Source organism: Pseudescherichia vulneris NBRC 102420 (assembly GCF_000759795.1).
Lineage (GTDB): Bacteria > Pseudomonadota > Gammaproteobacteria > Enterobacterales > Enterobacteriaceae > Pseudescherichia > Pseudescherichia vulneris.
The window spans coordinates 107,850-124,487 of record NZ_BBMZ01000013.1 but is presented as its reverse complement, the minus strand read 5'-3'; the positions used below and the strand labels follow the sequence as shown (position 1 = coordinate 124,487).

The window sequence follows — 16,638 nt, the reverse complement described above, 5'->3', positions numbered from 1 at the left end:
CTTAGTAAACCAGTACTGCGCGACGGTTTTTAGCGTAAGCTGATTCGTCGTGACCCAGTACTGCAGGTTTCTCTTTACCGTAAGAAACGATGGAGATCTGGTCAGCAGAAACGCCTTTACCCTGCAGGTACATTTTAACGGCGTTAGCACGACGCTCACCCAGGGAGATGTTGTACTCAGGGGTACCACGTTCGTCAGCGTGACCTTCTACGGTGACTTTGTAGGACGGGTTGCTACGCAGGAAGTTAGCGTGCGCATCCAGCATCGCAGCGAAGTCAGAACGGATATCGAACTTGTCCAGATCGAAGTAAACGATGTTGTTCTGCTGCAGCTGCTGCATCTGCAGGCGTGCCTGCTCTTCGGAAGAGGCGTTGCCGCTGCCGTTTGCGTCCATACCAGTGCCGGCACCCAGCATGCCTTCGCCGCTCTGGTCGTTGCTTGCGTTCTTGTTAGAAGAACACGCTGCGATTGCCATAACAGGCAGAGCCAGCATCAGCCCTTTCAGCACTTTGTTCAGTTGCATTTCTTTGATTCCTTTAGTAATCAATTAATTATTATTACAGATACGGAGACCAGGCAGGGAATTTGACCTGTCCATCAGTCGCCGGAAGACGCGCTTTGAAACGCCCATCTGTAGAAACCAGATTCAGCACGGATCCCATCCCCTGAGAAGAGCTGTAGATTACCATAGTGCCGTTAGGTGCCAGACTTGGCGTTTCATCCAGGAACGTTGACGACAAGACTTGTACGCCACCCGCTGCCAGATCTTGTTTGGCAATGTGCTGCTGCCCACCGTTGGAGCTTACCATTACCATAAATTTGCCGTCGCTGCTGACGTCAGCATCCTGGTTCTGAGAACCTTCCCAGGAGATACGCTGCGGAGCACCGCCGTTAACGTTGACTTTATAAACCTGCGGACGGCCTGCCTGGTCAGAGGTAAAGGCCAGGTTCTGGCTGTCCGGGAACCAGGTCGGTTCGGTGTTGTTGCTACGACCGTCGGTAACCTGACGGATCTGGCCAGAGCCGATATCCATCACGTAGAGGTTCAGACTACCGGTTTTCGAGAGAGCGAACGCCAGTTTAGAACCATCTGGAGAGAATGCCGGTGCACCGTTGTGACGCGGGAACGAGGCAACCTGACGTACGGAACGGTTAGCCAGCGTCTGGATCACCAGCGCAGAACGACCGCTCTCAAAGGTGACGTAGGCCAGCTTGCTGCCGTCCGGAGACCATGCCGGTGACATCAGCGGCTGCGGTGAACGGTGTACAACGAACTGGTTGTAGCCATCGTAGTCAGAGACGCGCAGCTCGTACGGGAACTGACCGCCGTTGGTCTGAACTACGTAAGCGATACGCGTACGGAATGCACCTTTAATACCGGTCAGCTTCTCGAACACTTCGTCACTGGCAGTATGGCCCGCATAGCGCAGCCACTGCTTGTTCACCTTATAGGAGTTCTGAGCCAGCACGGTACCCGGCGCACCACCGGTGTCAACCAGCTGGTAGGCCACGTTATAGCTACCGTCCGGGTTAGGCGTTACCTGCCCAACGACCACGGCATCAATACCCAACGCAGACCAGGCTGCAGGCTGAACTTCCTGAGCGCTGCCCGGCTGCTGCGGCAGACGAGAGCGATCCAGCGGGTTGAACTTGCCGCTGTTGCGCAGGTCAGCACCCACGATGCCGCCGATATCTTCAGGCGCAGCGCCAGGTCCCGCCCACTGGAAAGGTACTACGCCAATCGGGCGCGCAGAGTCTACGCCCTGGGTAATCTCGATACGCACTTCCGCGTGCAGCACGGCCGCCCACAGCACTAAAAAACCAAACACTACACGTAATGCCTGCTTCATCTCATCTCCCTTATCCGGGCGGTAAACCCGCGATAATTTAGCAGAATGTTAACAAACTAAATATCCAAAATGACCACAGCCCAGTGGAAACAGTAGTACCCTTTCCACCTTTACGTGGGGAAAGTGTAACCTAAGGTTTAAAGTCCAGTGGAGCATTTTTAAACACTTCGTAAACTGCCTGGCTCGGCGGTTTCGGGATCTTCGCCTGACGTGCTGCGGCTAAAGCAGCCTGACAGAGCGCAGGATCGCCACCTTCGGACTGAATATCCAACAGCAAACCATCCGGGGCCAGTTTTATGCGCAGCGTACAGGTTTTACCTGCATACGACGACGCGTCATAAAACTTAGTCTCGATCGCTGATTTGATCATCCCGGCGTAGTTGCTGATATCCGCACCCGACGCGCCATTGTTTTTAGTACTACCACTTCCTGCCGGGGCTGCGTTATTTCCTTTCGCGCCACCGCCGGTTTTCGGCGCATTCTTACCTGAACTGAGGTCACCGAACAGATCGTCTACGTCTGACGCAGCGGCTTTCTCTGCCGCGGCCGCTTTCTTCGCCGCAGCCGCTTTGGCTGCTGCAGCTTTATCAGCAGCAGCTTTCTTACCGGCGGCGGCCTTTTCAGCCGCAGCGGCTTTCGCAGCAGCCGCTTTTTCTGCGGCAGCAGCAGCCTTCTCTTCCGCTGCCTTCTGTGCAGCAGCCTTTTTCTCAGCGGCAGCTTTTTCGGCGGCAGCGGCTTTCTCCGCTGCCTGCTTAGCGGCCTCGGCTTCAGCTTTCTTCTCAGCGTCCTGCTGCGCCTTCTTCGCCGCTTCAGCTTCGGCTTTCTTCTGGGCGTCAGCTGCGGCTTTCTTCGCCGCGTCGGCCGCGACTTTTGCCTCGGCTACGGCTTTGGCTTTCGCATCCGCTGCGGCTTTTTGTGCCGCCTCTTCTGCTGCCTTCGCCTGAGCATCGGCCTGCGCTTTCGCGTCAGCCGCTGCCTTCGCCGCAGCTTCTTCAGCCTGCTTCTGTTTCTCTTGTGCCTGCTTCGCCGCCTCTTCAGCCTGTTTCTGCTGCTGGGCCTGCTCGCGGGCCTGTTCCTGCGCCTGCAAACGCTCTTTTTCCAGCTGCTTCAGACGCTCCTGCTCGGCGGCCTGCTTTTCACGCAGCTCTTCCGCCTGCTGTTGCGCCTGTTTTTCACGCTGCTCTTCTGCACGCTTCGCGCTCGCCTGCTGTTGCTGCTGACGATTATATTGCTGCACTACCGCGCCGGGATCGACCATAACGGCGTCAATGGCCGAGCCACCGCCGCCGCCTGCAGAGGCATCTATATGCTCATCAAACGAGCTCCAGATCAGCGCTGCAAACAGAATGACGTGCAGCACCGCTGAAATAATGATGGCTCGTTTAAGCTTGTCGTTTTGTTCGGTTGCCTTTGACACTCTCGGTTCCCAAAAACTGTCTGCCTGCTCAGCAGCGGATTAGATAGGCTGGGTCATTAAGCCAACCGACTTCACGCCCGCGCTATGGAGCAGATTCAGCGCTTTAATTATTTCATCGTAAGGCACTTCTTTCGCGCCACCGATTAAGAAGACCGTTTTCGGATTGGATTGCAGGCGGCGTTGCGCTTCAGCAACCACCTGCTCCGGCGGTAGCTGATCCATGCGATCTTTTTCCACTACCACGCTGTATTGACCCACGCCGGAAACCTCAATGATAACCGGCGGATCGTCATTGGAGCTGACGGTTTGCGACTCGGTCGCATCCGGCAGATCAACCTCTACGCTCTGCGTAATGATGGGTGCCGTCGCCATAAAGATCAGCAGCAGCACCAGCAGTACGTCGAGCAACGGTACGATATTGATCTCGGACTTTAGCTCACGACGACCCCGACCGCGTGTTCTGGCCATGGCTTACCCCTTATTACTCTCGGTACTGGTAAACGCCTGACGATGCAGAATTGCGGTGAACTCTTCCATAAAGTTGTCGTAGTTCAGCTCAAGCTTGTTAACGCGCTGGTTCAGACGGTTATAGGCCATAACCGCAGGAATAGCGGCAAACAGGCCGATAGCGGTAGCGATCAGCGCTTCCGCGATCCCCGGCGCAACCATCTGCAGGGTCGCCTGCTTAACCGCGCCCAGCGCGATAAAGGCGTGCATAATCCCCCACACCGTACCGAACAGACCGATATACGGGCTGATAGACCCCACGGTGCCGAGGAATGGAATGTGCGTCTCCAGGGTCTCCAGCTCGCGGTTCATGGAGATACGCATCGCACGGGATGCCCCCTCCACGATCGCTTCCGGCGCATGGCTGTTCGCCCTGTGCAGGCGGGCAAACTCTTTAAATCCGCTGTAGAAAATTTGCTCTGAGCCAGACAGGTTTTCACGGCGGCCCTGACTCTCCTGATAGAGGCGGGAAAGCTCGATGCCAGACCAGAATTTGTCCTCGAATCCTTCGGATTCACGGGTAGCAGCGTTAAGAATACGCGTTCGCTGAATAATGATTGCCCAAGATGCGATAGAAAAACCAATCAAAATCAACATGATAAGTTTGACCAGAAGGCTTGCCTTCAGGAACAAATCAAGGATGTTCATGTCAGTCACTGCTTAAACTCCGCGACAATAGACTTGGGAAGCGCACGAGGCTTCATTAAGAGTGGATCAACGCAGACAATCAGTACCTCAGCTTCGTTCAGCACATTATTCTCTGCATTGACGATCCGCTGCGTGAAGACCAGAGAGGTTCCACGCATTGATGTAATTTCCGTTTGGACTTCGAGCATGTCGTCGAGTCTGGCGGGTGCAAAATACTCCAGCGTTATCTTACGGACTACGAATGCTACACGCTCTGCCAACAAAACCTGCTGGCTAAAGTGGTGATGTCGCAACATCTCCGTGCGTGCTCTCTCGTAAAAAGCGACGTAGCTGGCGTGGTAAACCACACCACCGGCATCGGTGTCTTCATAGTAGACGCGAACCGGCCACTTAAATAACGTTGTATTCACTTTACATCCCGGTAATGCAATATAAGTAGAGCGTTCAAACGCTGCTACTATACGCGGGGGAAAGGTGGTTTGGAATGGGTTGAAGTAAACGCAGCGTAAAAATTTATGGGCTTATGCAAGCCCATATGGTTAACGGACATTTCTTATTCAAAAGAAGAAAAAGATGAGCCCTGCGGCAAGGACGATATCGGCGATGAGCGGGCAGAAGATCCCTTGCCAGTGAACGGCTTTCGGACGAAAGCCGACTCCGTGGATCACGCCTGCACAGACGGCCCACATCAGCAGTAGGCCATGCCAGACGGTCAAGTCGCTGGTCTTCGCCGCAAAGCGGCTGGGATCCCAGAACATGCAGCCTGCCAGCACCAGCGCCATCACCAGAGAAAGGGCCCTGAGCGGGCCCTTATCCATTACCGCATACAGTTTTGCGATAAGACTTACCATCAGGCTTTTTCTTTACCTGCCTGGCTCGCTTCAACGTGCTCCAGCGCCAGGGCGGTAATCACGCCAAATGCACAGGCAAGAAGCGTTCCTAAAATCCATGCGAAATACCACATTGTATGCTCCTTACTTAGTACAGAGAGTGCGTGTTGCTTTCAATATGCTCTTTGGTAATGCGACCGAACATCTTCCAGTAGCACCACGAGGAGTAGAGCAGGATAATCGGTACAAACACCGCGGCAACCCAGGTCATCAGGTTCAGCGTCATCTGGCTCGATGTGGCATCCCACATGGTCAGGCTGGCGTTCAGCACCGTGCTGGACGGCATGATGAACGGGAACATCGCAATACCGGCGGTCAGAATGATGCAGGCCAGCGTCAGGGACGAGAAGAAGAACGCCCATGCCGATCTGTTCAGACGACCCGCAACAAAGGTAAACAGCGGTAACACAACGCCCAGCGCCGGGATCAACCACAGGATCGGCGTGTTGTTGAAGTTCACCAGCCAGGCACCGGCCTCACGCGCCACCTGCTTAGTCAGCGGGTTAGACGCCGCGTGATGATCGATAGCCGTGGTCACCACATAGCCGTCGATACCGAACATCACCCAAACGCCTGCCAGCGCGAAGCAGACCATGGTCACCAGCGCCGCCACCTGCGTCGTGGTCCGTGAACGGACATATACTTCGCCCGCCGTACGCATCTGCAGATAGGTTGCACCCTGCGTCAGGATCATCGCCACGCTCACCACGCCTGCCAGCAGACCAAACGGGTTCAGCAGCTGGAAGAAGTTACCGGTATAGAAGAGGCGCATGTACTCATCCATATGGAAAGGCACGCCCTGCAGCAGGTTACCGAATGCCACGCCAATCACCAGCGGCGGCACAAAGCTGCCGATAAAGATGCCCCAGTCCCACATGTTGCGCCAGCGCGGATCCTCAATCTTCGAGCGGTAGTCGAAACCCACCGGACGGAAGAACAGCGAGGCCAGCACCAGGATCATCGCCACATAGAAGCCGGAGAAGGCAGCGGCGTAGACCATCGGCCAGGCAGCAAACAGCGCGCCGCCAGCGGTGATCAGCCACACCTGGTTACCGTCCCAGTGCGGTGCAATGGAGTTGATCATAATACGGCGTTCGGTGTCGTTACGACCCAGGAAGCGGGTTAACATACCCACGCCCATGTCCCAGCCGTCGGTGACCGCAAAGCCAATCAGCAAAATGCCAACCAGCAGCCACCAGATAAAACGTAATACTTCATAATCGATCATTTGACGACTCCTGTCTTAGCGTGCCGGCTGAGAAGCAACGGTGGACTGCCCATACTGGGTATCGGTCTCAACGTTAGCCTGCTCGTAGTGGTAACGACCCGTTTTCAGACTGCTCGGCCCAAGGCGAGCAAACTTAAACATCAGGAACACTTCCGCCACCATAAACAGCGTGTAGAGGCCACAGATAAGGATCATCGAGAACAGCAGGTCGCCTACAGTCAGCGAGGAGTTAGCGACGGCGGTTGGCAGTACCTCACCGATCGCCCACGGCTGACGGCCATACTCTGCAACAAACCAGCCGGTCTCGATAGCGATCCACGGCAGCGGAATACCGTACAGCGCGGCGCGCAGCAGCCAGGATTTGCTGCCGATACGGTTACGGCAAACGGTCCAGAAGGAGACAGCGAAGATCAGCAGCATCAGCACGCCACAGGCGACCATGATACGGAATGCAAAGTAGAGCGGCGCAACGCGTGGAATAGAGTCCTGCGTAGCCTGCTTGATCTGATCTTCGGTCGCATCGGTGACGTTAGGCGTGTAGCGCTTCAGCAGCATGCCGTAGCCGAGGTCTTTCTTCATGCTGTTGAACTGGTCGCGCACGTTTTGATCGGTGGAGCCAGCACGCAGCTCTTCCAGCAGCTGGTAAGCCTTCATCCCGTTACGGATACGCTCTTCATGCTGCACCATCAGGTCTTTCAGACCGATAACCGGTGTATCAACGGAGCGCGTGGCGATAATGCCCAACGCATACGGGATCTGGATAGCAAAATTGTTCTCTTGCTTATCCTGATCCGGAATACCAAACAGGGTAAACGCCGCCGGTGCCGGTTGGGTCTCCCACTCGGCTTCAATAGCGGCCAGTTTGGTTTTCTGCACGTCGCCCATCTCATAGCCGGACTCATCGCCCAGAACAATCACAGAGAGCACGGCAGCCATGCCGAAGCTGGCAGCAATGGCAAAGGAGCGCTTGGCGAACGCCATATCGCGGCCGCGCAGCAGATAGTAGGAGCTGATGCCAAGGATAAACATCGCGCCGCAGGTGTAGCCCGCTGCCACGGTGTGAACAAACTTCACCTGGGCAACCGGGTTTAGCACCAGTTCAGAGAAGCTCACCATCTCCATACGCATGGTTTCAAAGTTGAAATCCGACGCGATAGGGTTCTGCATCCAGCCGTTTGCCACGAGGATCCACAGAGCAGAGAGGTTAGAGCCCAGCGCAACCAGCCAGGTCACCGCCATATGCTGCACTTTGCCCAGGCGATCCCAGCCGAAGAAGAACAGGCCAACAAAGGTGGATTCCAGGAAGAACGCCATCAGGCCTTCGATGGCCAGCGGTGCACCAAAGATATCGCCTACGTAGTGAGAGTAATAGGACCAGTTAGTCCCGAACTGGAACTCCATGGTCAGGCCGGTAGCCACGCCCAGCGCAAAGTTGATACCAAACAACTTGCCCCAGAACTTGGTCATATCTTTATAGATTTGTTTGCCGGACAGAACGTAGACCGTTTCCATGATTGCCAGTAAAAACGCCATACCGAGCGTTAACGGAACAAAAAGGAAGTGGTACATCGCGGTTAAGGCAAACTGCAAGCGTGACAGTTCGACTATATCTAACATCATGACTCCTTGCGCATCGCATGAAGACTTCGAGAGCAAACCCCGTTAGAGAGGGTTCACACACATGCCCCAATACAAAATTATCTATTGCTTTTCACTGCTGCTGTCACACAAAAAAAGAGCCAACCGCAACGAAAAGTTACAGACAGGTTAATAAAATCCCAAATTGATCTCGCGATATATTACGCCGCAAATCCCTTACAATAAATAGGTTTTTAATAAACCTTTTTTACGTTTTTCGACGGGGATCAATTTATCGCCAGTTTACAACTTTTTGACCATTTTGATCAGCGACAATTTAACGACTTTTAGAAATTTTTTCCATGTTTTAAATATTGATCTAAATCAATTTTCACCGCAATTGTTAACAATGTATCGATGTAGTTCTTATGGTGAAAGATATGTTAAAAATATGTTCCAACAAAGGATTGATAGTTAAAAAGGGTGTCGAGGTGACAAAGATCACTTTTTATAACCACGGCTTAATAAGCTTTTTCTGCGATACATATCTTTTTAATTATAACTAGCGGTGAACTTTAATAAATATCTATTATTCAAATAGCACGCTGAGATTGTATTTTTAGAGATAAGTCACAATTGACAGTTACTATTAAAAGATAAAACTCTCAACTTATTATCTGCATAGCCATCAATAAGCATAAATATCCATTGAATATCAATTAGTTAAATATTGATCAGCATTAAATCATTTTTTAGCGAAAGAGCTTTTGAAAATAGATCAATTGCCTCTCATCTGCCCTCGCCGCACACTTTTCCCTATTCCATAGCCTTTGTGCTTCTCAGCCTGAAAGATGCTCATCTTAGTGAAAATGAATAGGGGATGCCTCATGAAAAAACCAACGCTCGTTATTGGCGTAATTGGTGCCGACTGCCATGCCGTCGGCAACAAAGTGCTGGATCGCGTTTTTACCGCCCATGATTTTCAGGTGATCAACCTCGGGGTCATGGTCAGCCAGGATGAGTACATTGACGCCGCTATCGAAACCGGCGCCGACGCTATTGTGGTCTCCTCTATTTACGGTCACGGCGATATTGACTGTCTTGGCTTACGTGAGCGCTGCATTGAGCGTGGGGTCGGAGAGATTTTACTTTACGTCGGAGGCAACCTCGTGGTCGGCAAACACGATTTTGTTGACGTTGAGCACAAATTTAAACAGATGGGCTTCGATCGCGTTTTTTCTCCGAGTCACGATTTGGAGGACGTTTGTGAATTAATCGCCAGCGATATTAACAATAAATTAACTAATTACCGCCCGCAGCCGGAAGAGGTTGTGTAATGCGTACGGTATCCGTCGATATTGGCTCAACCTGGACCAAGGCCGCGCTTTTTGAAATTGAAGGTGATAATAACCTGCGCCTTCTTAACCAGGCGGTCACGCCAACCACCACTCATCATCTTGCGGAAGGTTTTTTTACCTGCCTGCATCACCTGCTAGAGGTCGCGAATGCCAGACCGCTGCTCAGACGGGGTGACGTTACGCTGAAATACTCCTCCTCCGCTAAAGGTGGACTGGCCGTCGCCGCGATGGGTTTAGTACCCTCTATTACGCTTGAGGCAGCGAAGGTTACCGCACATTCGGCAGGAGCAAAAATCGCCCAGTACTATGCCTACACGCTGACGCCACAGGATATTCGCCAGCTTGAGGCATCCCCGCCCGATATTCTGCTGTTCGCTGGCGGAACCGATGGCGGAGAGACGCGCTATGGCCTGAACAACGCGCGGCTACTTGCTACGTCCGAACTGGATTGTGCCATTGTCTACGCCGGAAACCGTGACATTCAGCACGAGGTTCAGCAGCTGCTGGCCCATAAGCAGCTCACCATAGTGGATAACATTCTCCCTGAGCTGGATTCACCCAACCCCCTACCCGCTCGCCAGGCGATCTGTGACATCTTCCTCTCACGCATCGTGAAGGGGAAAGGGCTGGACGTCATCGTGGATGAGACGGGTGAAACGCCCATGCCTACGCCATGGACGGTCTATGAGCTGGTCAAGCTGATGAGCCAGCATGACGATGCCTGGCAATCATTCATGCTGATTGATATGGGGGGCGCAACCACTGACGTCTACTCCGCCTGCGCCAGTACCCTCTCTCCGGATACCGTTCTCCATGGCCTGCCTGAACCCTTTGTAAAACGCACCGTTGAGGGCGACTTAGGGATGCGCGTCTCTGCGGCAGTGGTCGGCGAAAGCACCCGGGCGCTTATTGACTCGCTCTTTGCCATGCAGCCCGAATTGCACGCCGCGTTCTACCGCTACCTCAACAAACTCGCTTCCTGCCCCGACTCCCTGCCCACCAGCCCTGAAGAGCACCGTTTCGACGCCCTGCTGGCCGGACTATGCGTGGCCTATGCCAGCGAACGCCATGCGGGAACAAAAAAAACGGTGGCGACCAGTGCAGGCACGGTCGATCTGCAGATTGGGCGTGACCTTACCCCGGTGCGCAAAGTGGTGGGCTCCGGCGGCTGGCTATCCCGTGCAGCGACGTTTGATATTCATCGCTGGCTTAAATACCGCGATCTCGATGCCCGCGGTAACCGGATCCTGCTGCCCACGCAGTTCGACTACTACCGGGATGAAAAAGGCCTGATCCCCCTGCTGGCGAATAGCGCCAGGCTCTATCCCCAGGCGGCTGCGCTTGCCAGCATTCACTGTTTAACCCCAAACCCAAGGTAGCAACGAATGGAACTCAGTAATAAAAAGATAACCCATGATGATTTCATGTCTGAGCGGCACGGTGTTCTGGAAACCTGGCCGACCGGGAAGGACGTTACCCATTTCGAAGATGGCGTAAAGTACCAGCAGACCATCCCTGAGAACAAAAACTTCGCCCGAGCGCTGCGTATTGCAGATGAACAGGGTATTACCCTCAGCCAGCCCCGTGCGGGCGTAGCGCTGCTGGATGAGCATATTGCTCTGCTTAAGGTGCTGGAGCAGGAGTGCGATCTGCTGCCGACCACCATAGACGCCTATACCCGTCTGAACCGCTACGAAGATGCCGCAGTAGGCATTCAAAAATCCCTTGAGGCGGGGACCTCAAAACTTAACGGATTACCGGTAGTTAACCACGGCGTGGCTGCCTGCCGCCACCTGACCGAATCCCTGCAAAAACCACTTCAGGTCCGGCACGGCACGCCTGACGCACGGCTGCTGGCTGAGATCTCTCTCGCCAGCGGCTTTACCAGCTACGAGGGGGGCGGCATCTCCTACAACATTCCCTATGCAAAACGCGTCACGCTCGAAAAATCCCTGCGTGACTGGCAGTACTGCGATCGCCTGATTGGCCTGTATGAAGAGCACGGCATCCGAATTAACCGCGAGCCTTTCGGCCCCCTGACCGGGACACTGATCCCACCGTTTATGTCGCATGCGGTTGCCATCATTGAAGGGTTACTGGCGCTGGAGCAGGGCGTGCGCTCTATTACCGTGGGCTATGGCCAGGTGGGCAGCCTGACCCAGGACGTTGCCGCCGTTAAAGCCCTGCGCGAACTTTCCCATGACTATTTTCACCAGCAGGGTTACGACGACTACGAGCTCAGCACCGTCTTCCATCAGTGGATGGGCGGCTTCCCGGAGGATGAAGCAAAGGCATTTTCAGTGATCGCCTGGGGCGCAGCCGTCGCTGGCATGGCGGGCGCAACCAAGGTCATTACCAAAAGTCCCCATGAAGCCTTTGGCATTCCTACCGCTGCCGCGAATGCCCAGGGACTTAAGGCATCGCGTCAGATGCTCAACATGGTTCGCGATCAGCCCTTCCCGGCCTGTCGCGCGGTCGATCTTGAAGTTGAACTCATTAAACGTGAAGTGCGTGCCGTGCTGGATCGCGTGTTTGCGCTCGGCAACGGCGATATCGCCCGCGGAACGGTATTGGCTTTTGAAGCTGGCGTGCTGGATATCCCCTTTGCACCGGCGGCCTGTAACGCAGGCAAGATGACGCCGGTGCGCGATAACGCAGGTGCTATCCGCATCCTGGAGCCTGGCGCCGTCCCGCTCCCGGATGACATTCTGGCGATGCACCACGACTTTGTTGCCGCCCGCGCCAGCGTTGAACGCCGCCCTGCCTCATTCCAGATGGTTGTTGACGATATCAATGCCGTATCCCACAGCAAGTTAATAGGAAGACCAGAATGAAAATTAAACAGGCGCTTTTTACCGCAGGTTACTCCTCCTTCTACTTTGACGATCAGCAGGCCATTAAGAACGGTGCAGGCCATGACGGCTTTATCTATACCGGTCAAGCGGTCACGCCGGGCTTTACCTCGGTGCGCCAGGCCGGTGAGTGCGTTTGCGTGCAGCTCATCCTGGAGAACGGTGCCGTTGCCGTGGGTGACTGTGCGGCGGTGCAGTACTCGGGGGCCGGTGGGCGCGACCCGCTCTTCCTGGCGGCAACCTTTATTCCGTGGCTCAACGATCATATTAAGCCCCTACTGGAGGGCCGCGACGTGCAGGCTTTCCTGCCCAACACCCGCTTTTTCGACACGCTGCGCATCGAGGGTAAACCGCTGCACACCGCCGTCCGCTATGGCCTCTCACAGGCGCTGCTGGATGCCGCCGCACTGGCAACGGGCCGACTCAAAGCAGAGGTTATCACCGATGAATGGCAGCTGCCGACGATTGCCGAGCCTATTCCGCTGTTTGGCCAGAGCGGAGACGACCGCTACATCGCCGTGGATAAAATGATCCTCAAGGGCGTTAACGTTCTACCCCATGCGCTGATTAACAACGTGGAAGAGAAGCTGGGCTACGACGGTGAGAAGCTGCGTGACTATGTGCGCTGGCTGGCAAACCGCGTAATGACGCTACGCACCAGCCCACGCTACCACCCTACCCTGCACATTGACGTCTACGGCACTATCGGCCTGATCTTTGATCAGGATCCGCAGCGCTGCGCTCACTATATCGCCAGTCTTGAAAAAGAGACCCAGGGTCTACCGCTCTATATTGAGGGGCCGGTTGACGCCGGTAACAAAGCCGATCAGATCCGTCTCCTGACGGCGATCACCCGCGAGCTGACGAAGCTGGGGTCCGGAGTCAAAATTGTTGCCGACGAGTGGTGCAACACCTATCAGGATATTGTCGACTTTACCGACGCCGGTAGCTGCCACATGGTGCAGATCAAAACGCCCGATCTGGGCAGCATTCATAACATTGTTGATGCGGTGCTCTACTGCAACAAGCATGGAATGGAAGCCTACCAGGGCGGCACCTGTAATGAGACAGAGGTAAGCGCCAGAACCTGCGTACACGTTGCCCTCGCCGCCCGTCCCATGCGTATGCTAGTCAAACCCGGCATGGGATTTGACGAAGGTCTTAATATTGTCTTTAACGAAATGCAGCGCACCCTTGCACTCCTGCAGGCAAGGAGTTAAGCAATGGCAAAGACCTTTAAGATCCTGTCGCCGACCGCCATCCTTGGTTACGGCTTTCCAGAGGAGAGCTTTTTAAGCGCGCTGGCTGAATCCCCGGACCTGATCGCCGTGGATGCAGGCTCGTCCGATCCCGGCCCGCACTATCTCGGCGCGGGAAAGCCCTTTACCGATCGCGCCGGGGTAAAGCGCGACCTGCGCTACATGATCTCAGCCGGGGTTAAACAGGGCATCCCGGTGGTTATCGGCACGGCGGGCGGCTCGGGTGCGGCTCCGCATCTCGCGTGGTGTCGTGAGATCGTGCTGGAGATCGCCCGTGAAGAGCAGCTCACGTTTACGCTGGCAACCATCCCCGCTAATGTCGATAAGCAGATCGTTCATCAGGCGCTGGATGCAGGCAACATCACCGCCCTCGACTTTGTGCCGCCGTTAACCCATCAGGATATTGATGACAGCACCTCCATCGTCGCGCAGATGGGCGTGGAGCCTTTTCAGCGCGCGCTGGCGGCCGGAGCGCAGGTGGTTTTAGGCGGACGCGCTTACGATCCCGCCTGTTTTGCGGCCCTGCCTATCATGCAGGGCTTTGACGAGGGGCTGGCGCTGCACTGCGGGAAGATCCTTGAGTGTGCCGCCATCGCCGCCACGCCGGGATCGGGATCGGATTGCGCTATGGGGATCCTCGACGAACATGGTTTCACCCTGAAGGTGTTTAACCCCAAGCGGAAGTTTACCGAAACCTCTGCGGCAGCCCATACGCTGTATGAAAAGTCCGATCCCTACTTTCTGCCGGGTCCCGGCGGCGTGCTCAACTTGCAGGCCTGCACCTTCAAAGCGGTAAATGAGAGAGAGGTCTACGTCAGCGGCTCCCGCCACGAGACCACGCCCTATCGGTTAAAGCTGGAGGGTGCCCGGCTGGTGGGCTACCGCTGCCTGACCATCGCTGGCGTTCGCGATCCCATCATGATCGCCAGTATTGAAACCATCCTTGAAGAGGTGAAGTCCAGCGTCATTAGCAATCTGAGCCTCAACGCGGAAGAGATCCGCATTACTTTCCACCTCTACGGCAAAAACGGCGTAATGGGTGAACATGAGCCTGTACCCCAGGCCGGACACGAGCTGGGGATCGTTCTCGACGTGGTGGCCCCGGACCAGCCGCTTGCTAACAGCGTCTGCTCGCTGGTGCGCTCGACGCTACTGCACTATGGCTACGAAGGCCGGATCGCTACGGCGGGCAACCTGGCATTCCCCTTTTCACCTTCGGATGTCCCTTGCGGCCCGGTCTATGAGTTCTCGGTCTACCACCTTATTGAGGCCAGCGAGGCGCTGAAGTTCCCCTTCGTCCTTGAGCAGGTCACGCCAGAAGGAGTAGTGGCATGAAACAGCCCATTCGTTCGTTGGCCCTGGTGATCCGGTCTAAAAACGCCGGACCCTATGAGCTGGTGCTGGATATTCTGTTTAAGCAGCAGAGCGACTATCTGGCCGTTAAAGCTTCCGGGCAGTTTACCGCCCAGCTAGTTGCGCGCCTGTACAACCTGGACGAGAAACAGCTTCCCCGCATCGTCTGGTTCGACCCGGCTAACGCCGTTAAAGCCATTTTGCCGAGGGGTATCGTTTCAGGTAACAGAGGAGACAACGACGTGTATGGCGCTCAGCAGCATGCGCCGTTATTAGACATCGTGTTTGATATTTAACGCCCTATAACCCTAACCCTTTACGGGGTACGCCATCGCGTACCCCTGTTCTAAAACTTGCTGGTCATTAGACAGAATTGAAAACATAACTTTTGCACCACCAGCGCCTCAATCCGATGGAGTGAAAATGAAGTCGAAAAGCTTAACCACGATGATTATCGCGGGCCTTGTTCTGGGTATCATTGCCGGATTTATTATTAATACCGTCGCCACGGTTGAAACGGCAAAAGCCTACTCGCAGGACATCTCAATTTTAACCGCGATATTTCTGCGGCTGATCAAAATGATCATCGCGCCGTTAATTATTTCAACATTGGTCGTTGGAATTGCAAAAATGGGCGATGCCAAAACGCTGGGGCGCATTTTCTCCAAGACCCTGCTGCTGTTTATCTGTGCCTCGCTGATCTCCATTGCCTTAGGCCTAGTTATTGTTAATATTTTCCAGCCCGGTGCCGGAATCAACTTTGTTGCCCACGACGCCGCCAGCGTCGCCGCGTTAAAGGCAGAACCTTTTACTTTTAAGGTGTTTATTTCGCATGCTATTCCCACCAGCATCGTTGACGCTATGGCCCGCAATGAGGTTCTGCAGATTGTCGTCTTCTCTATCTTCTTAGGCTGCGGGCTGGCGGCCATCGGCGATAAAGGCGCGCCCATCGTCCATGTGCTGGACTCGCTGGTGGAGGTGATGCTTAAAATTACCGGCTACGTTATGCTCTTTGCCCCCTTCACGGTGTTTGCCGCTATCTCGGCCATGATCGCCGAGCGTGGGCTGGGCGTGTTGGTCAGCGCCGGGATCTTTATGGGCGAGTTTTATATGACCCTTGGGCTGCTATGGGTCATTTTAATTGGTATCTCTTTGGCGACGATTGGCCCCTGTGTTCTCCGCTTGACCAAAGGGATCGCCGAGCCTGCGCTATTGGCGTTTACCACCTCCAGCTCGGAAGCCGCCTTTCCCGGCACGCTGAAGGCGCTGGAAAAGTTTGGCGTTTCGCCGAAAATCGCCAGCTTTGTTTTGCCAATCGGCTACTCGTTTAACCTTGTTGGCTCAATGGCGTACTGCTCCTTCGCCACCCTTTTTATCGCCCAGGCATGCAATATTCATCTTGGTATGGGCGAGCAGATCACTATGCTGCTTATTCTCATGCTGACCTCCAAAGGCATGGCTGGGGTGCCGCGCGCCTCGCTGGTGGTTATTGCTGCCACTCTCAACCAATTCAATATTCCTGAAGCCGGACTGATTCTATTAATGGGCGTTGACCCCTTCCTCGATATGGGCCGTTCCGCCACGAACGTAATGAGTAATGCTATGGGCGCAGCGCTGGTTAGCCGCTGGGAGGGAGAACACTTTGGTGAAGGCTGCCGCGGAAAAGCATCGCAGCTTGCGCGATTGTAATAAACAGAT

At 54.8% G+C, this 16,638-nt stretch carries 17 protein-coding genes; 7 read left to right on the top strand and 10 right to left on the bottom strand.

The annotated features are described in order from the left end of the window. Position 1: 1 nt before the first annotated feature. The 10 genes from pal to cydA form a co-directional block, all read right to left on the bottom strand. Complete coding sequence (gene pal, locus EV102420_RS12400) at positions 2-523, bottom strand: peptidoglycan-associated lipoprotein Pal (RefSeq protein ID WP_042392179.1); 522 nt, start codon at positions 521-523, stop codon at positions 2-4. A gap of 34 nt (positions 524-557) precedes the next feature. Continuing rightward, complete coding sequence (tolB, locus tag EV102420_RS12395; RefSeq protein ID WP_042392177.1) at positions 558-1,850, bottom strand: Tol-Pal system beta propeller repeat protein TolB; 1,293 nt, start codon at positions 1,848-1,850, stop codon at positions 558-560. 130 nt (positions 1,851-1,980) lie between these two features. After that, positions 1,981-3,267, bottom strand: coding sequence for a cell envelope integrity protein TolA (gene tolA / locus EV102420_RS12390; RefSeq protein WP_042392176.1), 1,287 nt, complete (start codon positions 3,265-3,267; stop codon positions 1,981-1,983). 39 nt (positions 3,268-3,306) lie between these two features. Then, a complete protein-coding gene (gene tolR / locus EV102420_RS12385; RefSeq protein WP_042392174.1) occupies positions 3,307-3,735 on the bottom strand; it encodes a colicin uptake protein TolR in 429 nt (142 codons plus the stop codon). A gap of 3 nt (positions 3,736-3,738) precedes the next feature. Next, complete coding sequence (gene tolQ, locus EV102420_RS12380) at positions 3,739-4,431, bottom strand: Tol-Pal system protein TolQ (RefSeq protein WP_072015251.1); 693 nt, start codon at positions 4,429-4,431, stop codon at positions 3,739-3,741. Further along, entirely contained in the window at positions 4,428-4,832 is a 405-nt protein-coding gene (gene ybgC, locus EV102420_RS12375; RefSeq protein ID WP_042392171.1) for a tol-pal system-associated acyl-CoA thioesterase, read from the bottom strand. The genes tolQ and ybgC overlap by 4 nt, the downstream gene beginning before the upstream one ends. Before the next feature lie 147 nt (positions 4,833-4,979). Next, positions 4,980-5,273 (bottom strand): cyd operon protein YbgE, encoded by a 294-nt coding sequence (gene ybgE / locus EV102420_RS12370; protein WP_042392169.1) that lies wholly within the window; start codon positions 5,271-5,273, stop codon positions 4,980-4,982. Continuing rightward, on the bottom strand, positions 5,273-5,386 hold the full coding sequence (gene cydX, locus EV102420_RS21405; protein WP_072015250.1) for a cytochrome bd-I oxidase subunit CydX: 114 nt from the start codon (positions 5,384-5,386) through the stop codon (positions 5,273-5,275). The genes ybgE and cydX overlap by 1 nt, the downstream gene beginning before the upstream one ends. Positions 5,387-5,400: 14 nt before the next feature. Next, entirely contained in the window at positions 5,401-6,540 is a 1,140-nt protein-coding gene (cydB, locus tag EV102420_RS12365) for a cytochrome d ubiquinol oxidase subunit II (protein WP_042392168.1), read from the bottom strand. A 15-nt stretch (positions 6,541-6,555) separates the two neighbouring features. Further along, positions 6,556-8,157 carry a cytochrome ubiquinol oxidase subunit I gene (cydA, locus tag EV102420_RS12360; RefSeq protein WP_042392166.1) on the bottom strand — a complete coding sequence of 534 codons (1,602 nt, stop codon included), beginning with the start codon at positions 8,155-8,157 and terminating at the stop codon, positions 6,556-6,558. Positions 8,158-9,005: 848 nt separating this feature from the next. Here cydA and glmS point away from each other — a divergent pair. The 7 genes from glmS (at position 9,006) to EV102420_RS12325 (ending at position 16,629) form a co-directional block, all read left to right on the top strand. Continuing rightward, the gene (gene glmS / locus EV102420_RS12355) at positions 9,006-9,455 is read left to right on the top strand and encodes a methylaspartate mutase subunit S (RefSeq protein WP_042392164.1); all 450 of its coding nucleotides are present in this window, start codon (positions 9,006-9,008) and stop codon (positions 9,453-9,455) included. Continuing rightward, positions 9,455-10,855 carry a methylaspartate mutase accessory protein GlmL gene (gene glmL / locus EV102420_RS12350; protein WP_042392162.1) on the top strand — a complete coding sequence of 467 codons (1,401 nt, stop codon included), beginning with the start codon at positions 9,455-9,457 and terminating at the stop codon, positions 10,853-10,855. The genes glmS and glmL overlap by 1 nt, the downstream gene beginning before the upstream one ends. A gap of 6 nt (positions 10,856-10,861) precedes the next feature. Then, positions 10,862-12,310, top strand: a complete 1,449-nt coding sequence (locus EV102420_RS12345; RefSeq protein ID WP_042392161.1) for a methylaspartate mutase subunit E — start codon at positions 10,862-10,864, stop codon at positions 12,308-12,310. After that, entirely contained in the window at positions 12,307-13,548 is a 1,242-nt protein-coding gene (locus EV102420_RS12340) for a methylaspartate ammonia-lyase (RefSeq protein WP_042392159.1), read from the top strand. Before EV102420_RS12345 ends, EV102420_RS12340 begins: the two co-directional genes overlap by 4 nt. A 3-nt stretch (positions 13,549-13,551) precedes the next feature. Next, a complete protein-coding gene (locus tag EV102420_RS12335; protein ID WP_042392156.1) occupies positions 13,552-14,922 on the top strand; it encodes an acyclic terpene utilization AtuA family protein in 1,371 nt (456 codons plus the stop codon). After that, entirely contained in the window at positions 14,919-15,236 is a 318-nt protein-coding gene (locus EV102420_RS12330; protein ID WP_042392154.1) for a DUF4387 domain-containing protein, read from the top strand. Before EV102420_RS12335 ends, EV102420_RS12330 begins: the two co-directional genes overlap by 4 nt. 127 nt (positions 15,237-15,363) lie before the next feature. Continuing rightward, positions 15,364-16,629, top strand: a complete 1,266-nt coding sequence (locus EV102420_RS12325) for a dicarboxylate/amino acid:cation symporter (protein WP_042392153.1) — start codon at positions 15,364-15,366, stop codon at positions 16,627-16,629. The last annotated feature ends 9 nt before the right edge of the window (positions 16,630-16,638 follow it).